Source organism: Pseudomonas sp. MF6755, from assembly GCF_016405635.1.
GTDB classification, from domain to species: domain Bacteria; phylum Pseudomonadota; class Gammaproteobacteria; order Pseudomonadales; family Pseudomonadaceae; genus Aquipseudomonas; species Aquipseudomonas haemolytica.
Map to the genome: position 1 here is coordinate 190,349 of NZ_JAEKDA010000004.1, position 14,843 is coordinate 205,191.

The window sequence follows — 14,843 nt, forward strand, 5'->3', positions numbered from 1 at the left end:
TATCAATTCTGATGTGGGAGGGGCGGTGCGCCTACCTCTTTGGGCAACCGCTGATCGATCACCCGATACAGCGCACTGTCTTGCGGCCAATTACGCATGAACCGCGCACGATCCTTGGCATACGCCGGGGCAAAGCTGGCGATTGAACGGTGCTGGCACATGGCATCCAGGTCGATCATCGCCCAGCGGCCGTCGCTCCAGAACAGGTTGTGGCCCTTGAAATCTCCATGGCTGATGCGCTCGCCAATCAACTGCGCAAACAGGTGATCCAGCGCCAGCAGCTCGCTTTCTGGCACATCGCCACGCTCAACATAGGGCGCGAAGCGCTCGATGATGTCCGGCCCCGGCAGGTATTCAGTGATCAGGTAGGCGCGGCTGCGCAACCAGAAACAGCGCTTTTCCAGCACGGCCAGCGGCTTGGGCGTGGCGATGCCGAGGAACGCCAGGCGGTTGCCTTCGCGCCAGGAATGCCAGGCTCGGCTCGGGCGCCAGAAGCGCTTGAGCCAGTGGGCAAAGCCCTTGATGTTGTAGCGCTTGATCACCAGCGGCCGACCGGCCACCTCGACCCTGGCCACACTGGCCGCACCGCCGGTCTTGTACAGGTGGCCCTGGTCGAGCAACGCATCCGCCTGCTCCAGCACCGGCAACATGGCCGCTTCTTCTTCGCGACGGATTGCACGCAAGCCAAAGGCGCCACGCACCACGCTGAACAGCGTGCATTCGCGGCCGGTCTTGTCCAGGAAGTCCTTCAAGCGCCAGGCGCTGACTTTGCATACCTGCTTTTCCAGGGCTTCCAGAGGCAAGGCGTGCTCGCCGTTACCGAGCAGGTAGTACACCAGCAATTCTTCAGTAAATGGCTCGAGGTTTTTCGGTAACTGGGCAAAAAACACCCCGAGGTTTTCCAGTACTCGATTGCGCGACAGCGGCTTGCCCGGCTGCTCGACACGAATGCCCGCGCCATCGATCAAATACAGCTTGCCGTCCTGGCGCAGCAGGTTGTCCAGGTGCAGGTCTTCTTGCCACAGGCCTTGGGCATGCATTTGGGCAATCGCACCCAGCGCTTCGGCGAGTACGGCGGTTTGCTCATCCGCCAACGGTGGCAGGCTTTCGACGGCGAGCCAGGCGTCGCCCAGGCTCTGGGCGCCCTCGATAAACTCAAACAGCAGCCAGCCGCCCTCGCCTTCCTGCAAGCCATCGGCTAGCAATAAAGGCGTAGTCAGGCCCTGCTCGGCCAAAAAACGCACACCCTTGAGCTCGCGCTGAAAATGCCGCGCCGCCTTGCTGCCGACCAACAATTTGGCCAACACCGGACGACCGCGCCAGACCGCCGCGCCCACGTAGCGCTGGCCCGGCAACACTCGCAACAGGCTCAGCAGTTGCAACTGCCCCGGGCCTGCAGCATCTGCCAAGTCGATAGTCAACGGCAGGCTGGGGGAACGGCCGGCATTTTTCAGCTCGGACAGACGCATCAGCGGTTCTCCTTGTGGCTGCGGCGGGCGGTCAAGCGCTGGAGCCAAGTGGACACCAAGGCACTGTCCTCAGCCTGCTCAAGATACGCCGCCAGCAGTTGGCGCACCTGCGCGTCTGACCATTGCGGCGCACGACGCAGTAACGGCTCCAGATCCTTGACCCGGTCACGCCAGCCAAACAACAGCGGACGGGTTTTTTCCAGGTCGATCAACTGCGCAGCGTAACCATCAACGGTGGCCTGCAGGAAGATATGCTTGGGGTAAAAGCAGCCATGTACCTGCCCCACGCTGTGCAGATGGCGCGCCAGTTTGCCGCAGGCCAACAGGATCGCGCAGTGCTGGGCATCGCTCAATTGCGACCACTGCTCCAGCAGCGAATCCAGGTCATTCCAACCATCCAGGGCACGGGTCAGCAACATCGCACGGCGCTCGCCTTCAACCTTGCGCTCACCAAAAAACGCCGCCTGCAACGCGGGAATGCCCAGCTTTCGATACAGGCTGATGTTACGAAACTCGCGAGCAAAACTCGGTTCGCCAAACGGCCGGTGCAAGGTGCGCGTCAGGTAGTTGCTCTGGCGCTTGAGGTAGTAACCCTGACCTTCAAGTTCCAGGCGATACACACTGCTCCAGCCGCCCTGGCTGGTATTGGGCTCGTCCACCGCGTCCAGTTGCTTGGCCCACAGGGCATCGAACGTCGCGAGACCGTTGCGCTCAAGCAAAGCGCGGTCTTCGGCCGCCAGGAAATCACTCATTCGCGTCCCTCGAAAAACTTCACCACATGGCGAATTCGCTGTTTGTCCGACGCCGTCAGGTGCGTGCGTTGGCGATATTGCAGGTAGAAGCGCAGGCGCTGGGTGGCCGACAAGTGATACTTGGCGACTTTGTCCAGGCAAGCCAGATCCTTGGTGATACGGTACTTGAGCCAGAAACCGCGCCAGAAATCGCCATTGGGGCAATCGATCAGGTACAGGGTTCGCTGGTCATCCACCAGGAGGTTGCGCCACTTCAAGTCGTTATGGGTGAAGCGGTGGTCGTGCATGGTCCGTGTGTATTCGGCGAGCTGGCGGCTGATGCCATCGACCCACTGGGGGTCTTTCAGGCGCTCATCATTACGCTCGGCCAGCACCGACAAATCTTCGGTCTTGGGCAATTCGCGAGTGATCATGGCGCCACGGTTATAGGCCAGGCCCTTGCGATCAAGGCCCCAGGCGATCACATCAGCCGTAGGAATACCCCATTTGGCGAAGCGCTTGAGGTTCTGCCATTCGGATTTCACCCGTGGCCTGCCCAGGTAACGGCGCAGGCCTTTGCCGGCACCTACGTAGCGCTTGACGTAATAATTGACCCCGCCGCGCTCTACTCGGATCACTTCTGATAGCGGGTCGCGAGTCAGCCGTTCGCCTTGCAAGGCGAAGACCGCGTCCAGGCTTCCAAAGTCATCCGCCAGGGCGGCGTAGGCAGGTTCCAGGTTCCAACCCGCCATCAGAGCGCATCCCCGTATCGTTGCTTGCGCGCATAAAGCTTCGCGGCCATGCGTTCCAACTCAGACAGTAGCGCGGTTTGCTCCGCCAGGATCTGGCGCAGCGGCTGCTGGAAGTAAGCCTTGAGAAAGCGCAGTTTGTCGCGCTGGGTCAGGCCGATCTCCAGTGCAGAGTAATACAGGCCGGCCAGGTCTTTGTTGCGCCAACGCATGGGGATGGTCGAACGCACTTGGGCCCGGTGCAGGTCGATCACCGACAGCTTGAGGTTGTCGACGGTGATGGGCTGGTCGGTGTGCAACAGGAAATGGCAGAGGTAGCAATCGCGATGATTGACGCCGCCGCGGTGCATCGCGCCGACGGTGCGGGCCAACTCGACAGTCAAGGCATGCTTGATGGCTGGCACTGGCGGTTGCTTGACCCAGTCGAGGGTCAAGTCTTCCAGGCTGACAATCGGGGTCAGCTCCTGGGTGACGATAAACGAATGCTGGTCGGCCGGGTTGCTGCCTTTTTCGCCAAACGCCACGGCGGTCATGGTCGGCACGCCGAGCTCCTGCAAACGCTGGATCGCCTGCCACTCCAGGCCCGCGCCCAACACCGGCAACTTGGCCGTGACCAGGTTCTTGAGGATTTCGCCCCAGCCGATGCCACGGTGGATCTTCACAAAATAAGGCTGGCCTTCGACCATCGTACGCAACGTACGACGGGCGGCCAGCTCTCGGAACACCTGGCCTTGCAGCTTCTCGACCTCGGCGAACGCATCGCGCCCGGCCCAGAGGGTCTTGAAGGGTTCGGCAAGAATCAACTTCATCGGTTTGGCTCCGCCAGAATCAGGTCCGCAGCGTACTGCGGCATGCTATAGAGGTCGGCCGTCTCGGCGAAGGCCAGACCATTGCGACTCCAGGTCGCACGCGCGTGTGGGTCGTCGAGCATATCGACCAGGTACTGGTTGAGCTGGGCTTGCTCGAACGGCTCGTCCAACACCCGGCCGCTCTGGGCCTTGTCGATGTAGAACGCGTAGCCGCACACCCGGCTCACCAGTACCGGGAGGCCGGCGACCACCGCTTCGACAAGCACCATGCCGGCCGCCTCGTTGTACGCAGGGTGAATCAGCAGGTCTGCGCCCAGCAGGAAGCGCGGAATATCGCTGCGGCCCTTGAAGAACTGCACCTGGTCACCCAGCCCCAATGCGGCACTCTGCAATTGGAATACTTTGGGGTCGTCCTGGCCGATTACAAACAGCCGGGTGCGTTTCTTCAGCTTCGAGGGCAATGCGGCCACGGCCTTGAGGCTGCGGTCGACGCCCTTGGTCTTGAAGCCCGAACCGATCTGAACCAGCAGCAGGTCGTCGTCGGCCAGGCCGAACTCACCGCGAAACTCGGCGCGAATGTCAGCCGCGTTGGGCGGCGCGCGTCGGTCACGGGCAATGCCGGGCGGCAGCAAGTGGAAGCGCTCGGCCTGGGTCCCGTAATACTGGGTGAACAGCTTCTGCTGATGCTCGGACAACACCATGATCTGGGTCTTGGCGTCTTTATCGAACACCGCGCGCTCATATTCGGCGAAGTGCCTGTAGCGCCCGAACCAGCGGTACATGGGGTTGCGCAGGTTTTGGGCCTTGTCCTCGAACACACCGTCGGCGGCGAAGTACACATCCAGCCCCGGCATCTTGTTGAACCCCACCACACGGTCCACCGGGCGCTTGGCCAGGTCGGCCTGGATCCAGGCATAGAGTTTTTCGTTGCGGCGATGGTTGACCAACGCCTTGACCGGCGCCACCAGCACCTCAAAACCTGGCGGGATATCACCCTCCCAGATCAGGGTGTACACACGAATCTGGTGGCCGCGCTGCTGGCACTCCAGGGCGATGCGCATGAAGTCGCGCTGCAAGCCACCGAAGGGGAAATACTTGTACAGAACAAAAGCCAGTTGCATCAGTGCTGCTCCTCGGCCAGTAACAACGTGCTCAGCCGGCTTGCTACACGCTCGGGGTTCAGGCGTGTGAAGCACAGGGGCGACTCACGCAGGATGTCGAACCGACGCAAGTCGTCGGCCGTCGGTTGATAGGTACAGTTTTTCTGCAGGCACGGCGCGCAGGACCAATCGCTGGCCAGGTGAATCTGGCCCTTGCCATAGGCACCCGTCAGGCCGGGGTTGGTGGGGCCGAACAGGGAGATGGTCGGCACATCCAGCGCGGCCGCCAAGTGGCCGAGGCCAGTGTCCATTGCCACGCAGGCACGGGCGCCGGCCAATACACGGGCCACACCGGCCAGGTTGAGCTTGGGCAACACTTCGGCGTTGGGCAGGTCCTGGGCCAGGCGTTCGGCCCGGGCCTTTTCGGCGGCATTGCCCCACGGCAGCTTCACATCTACGCCCAGGCGGCCCATACGTTCGGCCAGCTCGCGCCAGTAAGCTTCGGGCCAGTGCTTGGTGTCCCAGGTGGTGCCGTGCAACAGCAACACAAAAGGTTTTTTCGGCGGCAGGCCGAGCAGCTTCTCGACACTCAGGCCATAGTCGCCCAAGCCTTTGGGCAGGTCGTAGCCCAAGGCCACGGCAAACAGTTGGCGCAAGCGCTCCACCGCATGTTGCCCACGGGCCACGGCCAGGCGCCGCGAATAAAAGCGCGCAGCGATCGGCTCGCGGGCCGAGTGCTTGTCGAACCCGGCCACTGGCGCCCGCACGTAACGGGTCAGCCAGGCGCTTTTCAGCAGGCCCTGGGCGTCGATCACCAAATCATATTTGGTCGACTGCACACGCTGCTTGAAGCGTCGCCACTCGCCACTCTTGAAGGTTTGCCAGAGGTTCTTGCGCCAGCGGCGGATTGCCACCGGGATCACTTGGTCCACGGCCGGGTGCCAGGTCGGGATTTCGGCGAAGCCTTCTTCTACCACCCAATCAAAGCGGATGCCGGGGATTGCCCGCGCTGCATCGGTCAACGCCGGCAAGGCGTGGATCACATCGCCCAGGGATGAGGTCTTGACTACCAGTACCCGCAACTCAGTGAACCTCGACCACGTCGCCCTGCAACCGCTGCAAAGCATCGGTTACCGGCTGCGGCAATAATTGACGCAGGCAGTTGTAGTGGCCGAAACGGCAGGTACGGTCAAAGCATGGGCTGCAATCCAGGCCCAGGCGCACCACTTCGACCTTGTCGGCCAAGGGCGGCGTGAAACCCGGGGAAGTTGAGCCGTATACCGCCACCAGCGGGCGGTTCAGCGCCGCCGCCACATGCATCAGGCCAGAGTCGTTGGACACCACCGAGTCGGCGCAGGACAGCAGGTCGATGGCCTCGGCCAGGGACGTGTCGCCACTGAGGTTCACCGCTTCTTCGCGCAGGCCGGGGATCAGGCGCTGGCGAATGTCTTCACCCACCGAATGATCGTTCTTGGAGCCGAACAACCATACCTGCCAGCCTTCGCGGATCTTGGTCTCGGCGACTTTGGCGTAGTGCTCCGAGGGCCAGCGCTTGGACTCGCCAAACTCCGCGCCTGGGCACAACGCCAACACCGGGCGATCCAGGGTCAGGCCGAACTTGGTCAGCGCTGCATCGCGGGTGACCGGATCGATCTGCAAACTGGGGCGTGGATACGGCTTGGGCAACTCTGCGCCCGGCTCATACGCCAGGGCCATGAAGCGTTCGATCATCAACGGGTAACGGGCTTTATCCAGCGTGCGTACGTCATTGAGCAGCACGTAGCGAAACTCGCCGCGCCAGCCGGTGCGCTTGGGGATGCCGGCAAAATACGGCACCAGCGCCGACTTGAGCGAGTTGGGCAACAGGATCGCCTGGTCGTACTGGCCGGCCATGGATTTGCCAATGCGCCGACGAGTGGCCAGCTCCAGGGCGCCGTGGCCGAGCGGGAAGCTCAAGGCCTTGCGCACCTCGGGCATGCGCTCGAGGATCGGCCGGCTCCACTCAGGGGCGAGCACGTCGATCTGGCAGTCTGGATAGCGCTGCCGCAGGCACTGGAACAGTGTCTGTGCCATCACCATGTCACCGACCCAACTGGGCCCAACGATCAGAATATTCATGTAGTTTCCACAAACGATGCGGGGAGGCTTATGCCTCCCCGCCCTAATAGTGTTTCAGCTCAAACCCAGCGACTGCCAGATTCGCATCACCTGACGCCGCTCGTCTGCAAATTGATCCCCGGCTACCGTGCCGGCCTCGTTCTGCAAGGCCTGGCGGTGCGCGGCGGAACGGTAGGCCTTGTACACCTCGCGCAACAAATGGGCATCGGCGGCGGGCATCAGCCCGACCTGCTCCAGGCCCTCCAGGATGCGGATATTGTCGGTGTAGCGCAGCAACGATGGATGTTGCGCAGACCACGCCAAAGCCGCGTATTGCACCATAAATTCAATATCGACGATACCTCCGGCGTCCTGCTTGAGGTCGAACACTGCCGTGGCCTCGAAGGCATTGGCGCCCCTGCCGGCCGTCGTCGCCTTGGTGCCCAGGTTATCGCGCATCTTGGCGCGCATCTCGCTGACCTCCTGGCGCAACTTGGCCAGGTCCCGTTCACGCCTCAGGACGTTAGCGCGTACTTGCTCGAACGCATGGCCTACATCCTGGCTGCCCACCAGCACCCGCGCGCGTATCAGGGCCTGATGTTCCCAGGTCCAGGCTTCATTTTGTTGATAACGGTCGAATGCGCCCAGGGAACTCACCAGCAAGCCGGATGCGCCGGAAGGTCGCAGGCGCATGTCCACTTCATAGAGCTGGCCGGAGTTGGTCTGGGTGGTCAGCAAGTGAATGATCCGCTGGCCCAGGCGCGTGAAGAACTGCGCGCCGTCAATCGGCTTGGCGCCATCGGTCTCGGCCTGCGGGTCGCCGTCATGGATAAATACCAGGTCCAGGTCCGAACCATGCCCCAGTTCGATACCGCCGACTTTCCCGTAACCGACAATGATGAACCCAGGATCGCACAGGGTGCCGTCCAGTCGTTGCGGTGAACCGTGGCGCGCCACGGTCTGGCGCCAGGCCAGGGCCAGCACTTGTTCGAGAATCGCTTCGGCGAGCCAGGTGAGGTAGTCGCTGACCTTCATCAACGGCAGGCTGCCGGCGATTTCCGAGGCGGCCACTCGCAGGCGGTGCGCCAGCTTGAAATGCCGCAGGGCTTCCATTTGTTGCTCAAGGTCATCTTCGGGAATGCGCGTAAGGCGTTCGCGCAGCTCGGCGGCCAGTTCCGGCGCCAGCGGCGGCTTGAACAGGCGGCCTTCGTTGAGCAATTCATCCAGCAACAACGGGAAACGGGTGATCTGCTCGGCGATCCATGGGCTGGCGGCGCACAGGGTCAGCAGGCGGCGCAGGGCGTCCGGGTTCTCGGTGAGCAACACCAGGTAGGCCGAACGCCGGGCGACGGCTTCCACCAAGGGCAACACGCGCTCCAGCACCAGGTCTGGATTCGCGTGCTCGACGGCCTGGGCCAGCAAGCGCGGGATAAACGCGTCCAAGCGCTCACGCCCCAGGCGCTGCATGGCGCGCAGTTGCGGGCTGCCGCGCAGGCCGGCCAGGGCTTTGAGGGCCTTGGGCGCATCGGTGAAACCGCCTTCGGTCAGTTGTCGGCAAGCGGCGTCTTCATCCTGGGACTCTTCCCACAACGGCAGCCACTCGCCACCGACGACCAGTTCGCTTTCTTCGCCTTCTTCTTCATCCGGGTCGGCAATCACCTGGCGGAAGTGCCAGTCCACGCGACCACGCCAGTACATCAAACGTTCGTGGAACGCGGCCCAGTCACTAAAGCCCAGCATGAAGGCGATACGCGCCTGGTCTTCGGGGCTGTCTGGCAGCATTTGCGTCTGGCGGTCGGCAATCGCCTGGATGGCATGTTCGGTGTAGCGCAGGAATTCGTAGCCATTGCGCAGCTCGGTAATCACCGCCGCCGGCAGGTAACCCTGGCCTTCCAGGGTGCCAAGCACGTTCAACAGCGGACGCTGTTGCAGGCTGAGGTCGCGGCCACCGTGGATCAATTGAAACGCCTGGGCGATAAATTCCACCTCACGAATGCCGCCCGAGCCCAGCTTGATATTGTCGGCCATGCCCTTGCGTCGTACTTCCTGCTGAATCAACTGCTTCATGGTGCGCAGCGCTTCGATCGCCGAGAAGTCGAGGTAGCGGCGGTACACGAACGGCCGCAGCAGATCCAGCAGTTGCGCGCCTGCCACTTGATCGCCGGCCACCACGCGCGCCTTGATCATGGCGTAGCGTTCCCAATCCCGGCCCTGGTCTTGGTAATACTGCTCCAGCGCGTTGAAGCTGAGCACCAGAGCGCCGGCCGAGCCGTAGGGACGCAAGCGCATATCCACGCGAAAGACAAAGCCGTCGACGGTCATCGGGTCGAGAGCCTTGATCAATTTTTGACCAAGGCGGATAAAAAACTCCTGGTTATCCAGTGAGCGCTTCACGCCTACCGTTTCGCCGCCTTCGGGGTAGGCGAAGATCAGGTCGATATCCGACGACAGGTTCAATTCCACGGCACCGAGCTTGCCCATGCCCAGGATAACCATGTGCTGGGCGTCACCGCTGCGTCGCCCGGTGGGTGTGCCGAACTGGGTGCAGTGGCGCTGGTACAACCATTGATAGGCCTGATCGATGCAGGCGTCGGCCATATCAGAAAGGTCGCGACAGGTTTGCACCAGATCGGCCTGGCGAGTCAGGTCGCGCCAGATGATGCGCACCTGCTGGCGCGTACGCTGGCGACGCAGTACGCGGCCCAACTCATCTTCTGTTTCGGCCTGTTGCACGGCACCGGCAATCTGGCTGCACAGCTCGCCGGGCGCAAAGCCTCGGTCCAGCTCGCCCCAGGCCACCAGCTCGAGCAACATCAAAGGGTCACGAACACTCTGTTCAATGACGAAATCACTGGCGGCGCACACGCGGGCGAAGTCGGCCCACCGTTGCGGCGTCCACGCAGAAAGGCCATGATCGTTGCCCAGCGCGGCCACTGCGTCACGAAATGACTGCTCGGCCCGACTGGCGTAAGGCAAGAGAATGGCCGGCAGTTCGGCCAGCGTTGGAAGGCTCATGGTCTATCCTTGTGCGGCGCGTAATTGGCCTGTGGCTGTGAACGCAAGAACCGCGCCCGGTGATGGACTGTCGAACAAAGGTTATAAATAGCTGAAATTAAATTAATCTTGGCAGACAGCATCAAACTTTCACCTTTTCTTGTTCGCAAAAGATCAACAATAACGATTATGCTCACCAGCCAGACCGAGCCATACGCTCAGTCTTGTGTAGTTTTACTACTCGTATATACATTCGAAAGGCTGAAATGGCCGACGATTTGTAGTAAAACTACAGGACGCCGAAGCAACCTTCGGCCATCCAAGAATTTATGTCGTCTGCCCACAAGGCCAGTCGCAAACTTCAGGCAACCGATTCTGGTAGCCTTTCCGCCCTGGAGCAAGCCATGCAAGACCTCGATCCCGTCGAAACCCAGGAATGGCTGGACGCCCTGGAATCGGTTCTCGACAAAGAAGGCGAAGACCGTGCTCACTACCTGATGACCCGTATGGGCGAACTCGCGACCCGCAGCGGCTCGCAACTGCCCTACGCCATCACCACGCCGTACCGCAACACCATCCCCGTTACCCACGAAGCACGCATGCCTGGCGACCTGTTCATGGAACGCCGCATTCGCTCGCTGGTACGTTGGAACGCCATGGCGATGGTAATGCGCACGAACTTGAAAGATTCTGACCTGGGCGGTCACATCTCCAGCTTCGCTTCCAGCGCAACCCTGTATGACATCGGCTTCAACTACTTCTTCCAGGCCCCGACCGACGAACACGGCGGCGACCTGATCTACTTCCAGGGCCACACCTCGCCAGGCGTCTACGCCCGTGCGTTCATGGAAGGTCGCATCAGCGAAGAGCAAATGAACAACTTCCGCCAGGAAGTCGACGGTCAGGGCCTGTCGTCCTACCCGCACCCTTGGCTGATGCCTGATTTCTGGCAGTTCCCGACCGTTTCCATGGGCCTTGGCCCGATCCAGGCGATCTACCAGGCGCGCTTCATGAAGTACCTGGAAGCCCGTGGCTTCATCCCGGAAGGCAAGCAGAAAGTCTGGTGCTTCCTCGGCGACGGCGAGTGCGACGAGCCGGAATCCCTGGGTGCCATCTCCCTGGCCGGCCGCGAGAAGCTGGACAACCTGATCTTCGTCATCAACTGCAACCTGCAGCGCCTCGACGGCCCGGTTCGCGGCAACGGCAAGATCATCCAGGAACTCGAAGGCGTGTTCCGTGGCGCCCAGTGGAACGTGACCAAGGTCATCTGGGGCCGTTTCTGGGACCCACTGCTGGCCAAGGACATCGACGGCATCCTGCAACGTCGCATGGACGAAGTCATCGACGGCGAGTACCAGAACTACAAGGCCAAGGACGGTGCGTTCGTTCGCGAGCACTTCTTCAACACGCCTGAACTCAAGGCGATGGTTGCCGACCTGTCCGACGACGAGATCTGGAAACTCAACCGTGGCGGCCACGACCCGTACAAGGTCTACGCGGCGTACCACGAAGCGGTCAACCACAAAGAACAACCTACCGTCATCCTGGCCAAGACCATCAAGGGTTATGGCACCGGTGCCGGCGAAGCGAAGAACACCGCGCACAACACCAAGAAAGTCGATGTCGACAGCCTGAAGTTGTTCCGCGACCGCTTCGATATCCCGGTCAAGGACGAAGAGCTGGAGAACCTGCCGTTCTTCAAGCCAGAACCAAACAGCGCCGAAGCCCGCTACCTGAGCGAGCGTCGCACTGCACTGGGCGGTTTCGTGCCACAGCGCCGTGCCAACAGCTTCAGCGTACCGACGCCGGACCTGAGCACCCTCAAGGCAATCCTTGACGGCTCCGGCGACCGTGAGATCTCCACCACCATGGCCTTCGTGCGGATTCTCGCGCAACTGGTCAAGGACAAGGACATCGGCCCGCGCATCGTCCCGATCATCCCGGACGAAGCCCGTACCTTCGGTATGGAAGGCATGTTCCGTCAGTTGGGCATCTACTCTTCCGTCGGCCAGCTCTACGAGCCAGTCGATAAAGACCAGGTGATGTTCTACAAGGAAGACAAGAAGGGCCAGATCCTCGAAGAAGGCATCAACGAAGCGGGCGCCATGAGCTCCTTCATCGCTGCCGGTACTTCGTACTCCAGCCACAACCAGCCGATGCTGCCGTTCTACATCTTCTACTCGATGTTTGGCTTCCAGCGTATCGGCGACCTGGCTTGGGCAGCAGGCGACAGCCGTACCCGTGGCTTCCTGATCGGCGGTACCGCCGGCCGTACCACGTTGAACGGCGAAGGCCTGCAACACGAAGACGGTCACAGCCACATCCTGGCCGCCACCATCCCGAACTGCCGCACCTTTGATCCAACCTACGGCTATGAGCTGGCGGTGATCATCCAGGACGGCATGAAGAAGATGACCGAAGAACAGCAGGACGTTTTCTACTACATCACCGTGATGAACGAGTCCTACCAGCAGCCTGCCATGCCGGCCGGCGTGGAAGAAGGCATCATCAAGGGCATGTACCTGCTCGAAGAAGACACCAAGGAAGCGGCACACCACGTACAACTGATGGGCTCCGGCACCATCCTGCGTGAAGTGCGTGAAGCGGCGAAGATCCTGCGTGACGAGTTCAACGTCGGCGCCGACGTGTGGAGCGTTACCAGCTTCAACGAACTGCGTCGCGACGGCCTGGCCGTAGAGCGCAGCAACCGCCTGCACCCAGGCCAGAAGCCTGCGCTGAGCTACGTCGAAGAGTGCCTGGCTGGCCGTAAGGGTCCAGTCATCGCCTCTACCGACTACATGAAACTGTTTGCTGAACAAATTCGCCAGTGGGTCCCGTCCAAGGAATTCAAAGTCCTGGGCACCGATGGTTTCGGCCGCAGTGACAGCCGCAAGAAGCTGCGTCACTTCTTCGAAGTCGACCGTCACTTCGTGGTGTTGGCAGCCCTGGAAGCCTTGGCTGACCGTGGTGAGATCGAACCTAAGGTAGTGGCTGACGCTATCGTCAAGTTCGGGATCAACCCGGAAAAACGCAACCCACTGGACTGCTGAGGAGATTTTTTGTGAGCGAACTCATTCGCGTACCTGACATCGGCAGCGGTGAAGGTGAAGTAATCGAGCTGTTTGTGAAGGTCGGCGACACCGTCGAAGCCGACCAGAGCATCCTGACCCTTGAGTCGGACAAGGCGAGCATGGAAATCCCTGCTCCCAAGGCCGGTGTGGTCAAGAGCCTGAAAGTGAAGCTGGGCGACCGCCTGAAAGAAGGCGACGAACTGCTGGAGCTGGAAATCGAAGGCGCCGCTGATGCGGCCCCTGCGGCGGCGGCTCCTGCTGCCGCGGCTGCACCCGCGCCTGCTGAAAAGCCAGCCGAAGCGCCTGCCGCTCCGGCTGCTGCACCGGCCGCCGCGACTGTCCAGGACATTCATGTCCCGGACATCGGTTCGTCGGGCAAGGCCAAGATCATCGAGCTGCTGGTCAAGGTCGGCGACACCGTCGAAGCCGACCAGTCGCTGATCACCCTGGAGTCCGACAAGGCTTCCATGGAGATCCCATCGCCGGCTGCCGGCGTGGTGGAAAGCATCGCGGTCAAGCTGGAAGACGAAGTCGGCACCGGTGACTTCATCCTCAAGCTGAAAGTACAAGGCGCTGCGCCTGCCGCCGCTCCAGTAGCGGCTGCTGCTCCGGCTGCCAAGGCTGAAGCTGCTCCGGCCGCTGCCGCGCCTGCACCCGCTGCAAAAGCCGAGGCCACTGCGGCCCCTGCTGCTGCCGCACCTGCGCCAAGCGGTGCCAAGGTTCACGCAGGCCCAGCCGTGCGTCAGTTGGCCCGCGAGTTCGGCGTTGAGCTGAGCGCAGTGGCTGCCAGCGGTCCTCACGGCCGCGTGCTGAAAGAAGACGTACAGGTTTACGTCAAAGCCATGATGAACAAAGCCAAGGAAGCGCCGGCTGCCGGTGGCGCTACCGGTGGCTCGGGCATTCCGCCGATCCGTACCGTGGATTTCAGCCGCTTCGGCGAAACCGAAGAAGTGCCGATGACCCGCCTGATGCAAATCGGCGCGGCAGGTCTGCACGCCAGTTGGCTGAACATCCCGCACGTGACTCAGTTCGACCAGGCCGATATCACCGACCTGGAAGCTTTCCGCGTTGCGCAGAAAGCCGTGGCCGAAAAGGCCGGCGTGAAACTGACCGTGCTGCCACTGCTGCTCAAGGCCTGTGCACACCTGCTCAAGGAACTGCCGGACTTCAACAGCTCGCTGGCGCCAAGCGGCAAGGCAATCATTCGCAAGAAGTACGTGCACATCGGCTTTGCGGTCGATACCCCGGATGGCCTGCTGGTACCGGTCATCAAGAACGTCGACCAGAAGAGCCTGTTGCAGCTCGCTGCTGAAGCGGCTGCGCTGGCTGCCAAGGCCCGCGACAAGAAGCTCACCCCGGACGACATGCAGGGCGCTTGCTTCACCATCTCCAGCCTCGGTCACATTGGCGGCACTGGCTTCACGCCAATCGTCAACGCGCCGGAAGTGGCGATCCTGGGCGTTTCCAAGGCCACCATCCAGCCTGTGTGGGACGGTAAAGCGTTCCAGCCCAAGCTGATGCTGCCACTGTCGCTGTCCTACGATCACCGTGTGATCAACGGCGCCGCAGCGGCACGCTTCACCCAGCGCCTGAGCCAGTTGCTGAACGACATCCGCACCATCCTGCTGTAAGCCGCAGGGTCTTCCTTTCACCGGGAAGGCCCCTGCCGCAGCGATTTCCGAGCGCCACGCTCGTACCTCAACCCCGCCACTTGGCGGGGCTTTTTTTGCCAGCAATTTGCAGGAGCGAGCCTCCTCGCCACACACAGGGGCGTCGAGCATGCCTCAATAACCACCGATCACCCCGATTGCAGAAATCCTCCA

The 14,843-nt window shown here is 61.7% G+C and carries 10 protein-coding genes; 2 read left to right on the plus strand and 8 right to left on the minus strand.

Going from position 1 to position 14,843, the window contains the following annotated elements:
* Positions 1-2: 2 nt before the first annotated feature.
* The 8 genes from JFT66_RS06495 to glnE are packed head-to-tail and all read right to left on the minus strand — an operon-like array spanning position 3 to position 9,970.
* Positions 3-1,469, minus strand: coding sequence for a lipopolysaccharide kinase InaA family protein (locus JFT66_RS06495; RefSeq protein WP_198858996.1), 1,467 nt, complete (start codon positions 1,467-1,469; stop codon positions 3-5).
* Positions 1,469-2,221, minus strand: coding sequence for a lipopolysaccharide kinase InaA family protein (locus JFT66_RS06500; protein WP_153838718.1), 753 nt, complete (start codon positions 2,219-2,221; stop codon positions 1,469-1,471). Before JFT66_RS06500 ends, JFT66_RS06495 begins: the two co-directional genes overlap by 1 nt.
* Entirely contained in the window at positions 2,218-2,952 is a 735-nt protein-coding gene (locus tag JFT66_RS06505; RefSeq protein ID WP_034117397.1) for a lipopolysaccharide kinase InaA family protein, read from the minus strand. The genes JFT66_RS06500 and JFT66_RS06505 overlap by 4 nt, the downstream gene beginning before the upstream one ends.
* Positions 2,952-3,758 (minus strand): lipopolysaccharide core heptose(I) kinase RfaP, encoded by an 807-nt coding sequence (gene rfaP / locus JFT66_RS06510; protein WP_034117396.1) that lies wholly within the window; start codon positions 3,756-3,758, stop codon positions 2,952-2,954. Before rfaP ends, JFT66_RS06505 begins: the two co-directional genes overlap by 1 nt.
* Positions 3,755-4,879 (minus strand): glycosyltransferase family 4 protein, encoded by a 1,125-nt coding sequence (locus tag JFT66_RS06515; protein WP_198858997.1) that lies wholly within the window; start codon positions 4,877-4,879, stop codon positions 3,755-3,757. The genes rfaP and JFT66_RS06515 overlap by 4 nt, the downstream gene beginning before the upstream one ends.
* On the minus strand, positions 4,879-5,940 hold the full coding sequence (waaC, locus tag JFT66_RS06520; protein ID WP_198858998.1) for a lipopolysaccharide heptosyltransferase I: 1,062 nt from the start codon (positions 5,938-5,940) through the stop codon (positions 4,879-4,881). Before waaC ends, JFT66_RS06515 begins: the two co-directional genes overlap by 1 nt.
* Position 5,941: 1 nt before the next feature.
* The gene (waaF, locus tag JFT66_RS06525; RefSeq protein WP_198858999.1) at positions 5,942-6,976 is read right to left on the minus strand and encodes a lipopolysaccharide heptosyltransferase II; all 1,035 of its coding nucleotides are present in this window, start codon (positions 6,974-6,976) and stop codon (positions 5,942-5,944) included.
* Positions 6,977-7,030: 54 nt separating this feature from the next.
* Entirely contained in the window at positions 7,031-9,970 is a 2,940-nt protein-coding gene (gene glnE, locus JFT66_RS06530) for a bifunctional [glutamate--ammonia ligase]-adenylyl-L-tyrosine phosphorylase/[glutamate--ammonia-ligase] adenylyltransferase (protein WP_198859000.1), read from the minus strand.
* Between the two features lie 383 nt (positions 9,971-10,353).
* On the opposite strand from glnE, the gene aceE reads away from it, so the two are divergent.
* The gene (gene aceE, locus JFT66_RS06535) at positions 10,354-12,999 is read left to right on the plus strand and encodes a pyruvate dehydrogenase (acetyl-transferring), homodimeric type (protein ID WP_198859001.1); all 2,646 of its coding nucleotides are present in this window, start codon (positions 10,354-10,356) and stop codon (positions 12,997-12,999) included.
* A gap of 11 nt (positions 13,000-13,010) precedes the next feature.
* Positions 13,011-14,651 (plus strand): dihydrolipoyllysine-residue acetyltransferase, encoded by a 1,641-nt coding sequence (aceF, locus tag JFT66_RS06540; RefSeq protein ID WP_162524895.1) that lies wholly within the window; start codon positions 13,011-13,013, stop codon positions 14,649-14,651.
* Positions 14,652-14,843 lie beyond the last annotated feature (192 nt).

Bases quoted from the DNA above. Each gene is read 5' to 3' on its own strand.
- JFT66_RS06495 (WP_198858996.1), bottom strand. From the start codon at position 1,469: ATGCGTCTGTCCGAGCTGAAAAATGCCGGCCGTTCCCCCAGCCTGCCG.
- JFT66_RS06500 (WP_153838718.1), bottom strand. From the start codon at position 2,221: ATGAGTGATTTCCTGGCGGCCGAAGACCGCGCTTTGCTTGAGCGCAAC.
- JFT66_RS06505 (WP_034117397.1), bottom strand. From the start codon at position 2,952: ATGGCGGGTTGGAACCTGGAACCTGCCTACGCCGCCCTGGCGGATGAC.
- rfaP (WP_034117396.1), bottom strand. From the start codon at position 3,758: ATGAAGTTGATTCTTGCCGAACCCTTCAAGACCCTCTGGGCCGGGCGC.
- JFT66_RS06515 (WP_198858997.1), bottom strand. From the start codon at position 4,879: ATGCAACTGGCTTTTGTTCTGTACAAGTATTTCCCCTTCGGTGGCTTG.
- waaF (WP_198858999.1), bottom strand. From the start codon at position 6,976: ATGAATATTCTGATCGTTGGGCCCAGTTGGGTCGGTGACATGGTGATG.
- glnE (WP_198859000.1), bottom strand. From the start codon at position 9,970: ATGAGCCTTCCAACGCTGGCCGAACTGCCGGCCATTCTCTTGCCTTAC.
- aceE (WP_198859001.1), top strand. From the start codon at position 10,354: ATGCAAGACCTCGATCCCGTCGAAACCCAGGAATGGCTGGACGCCCTG.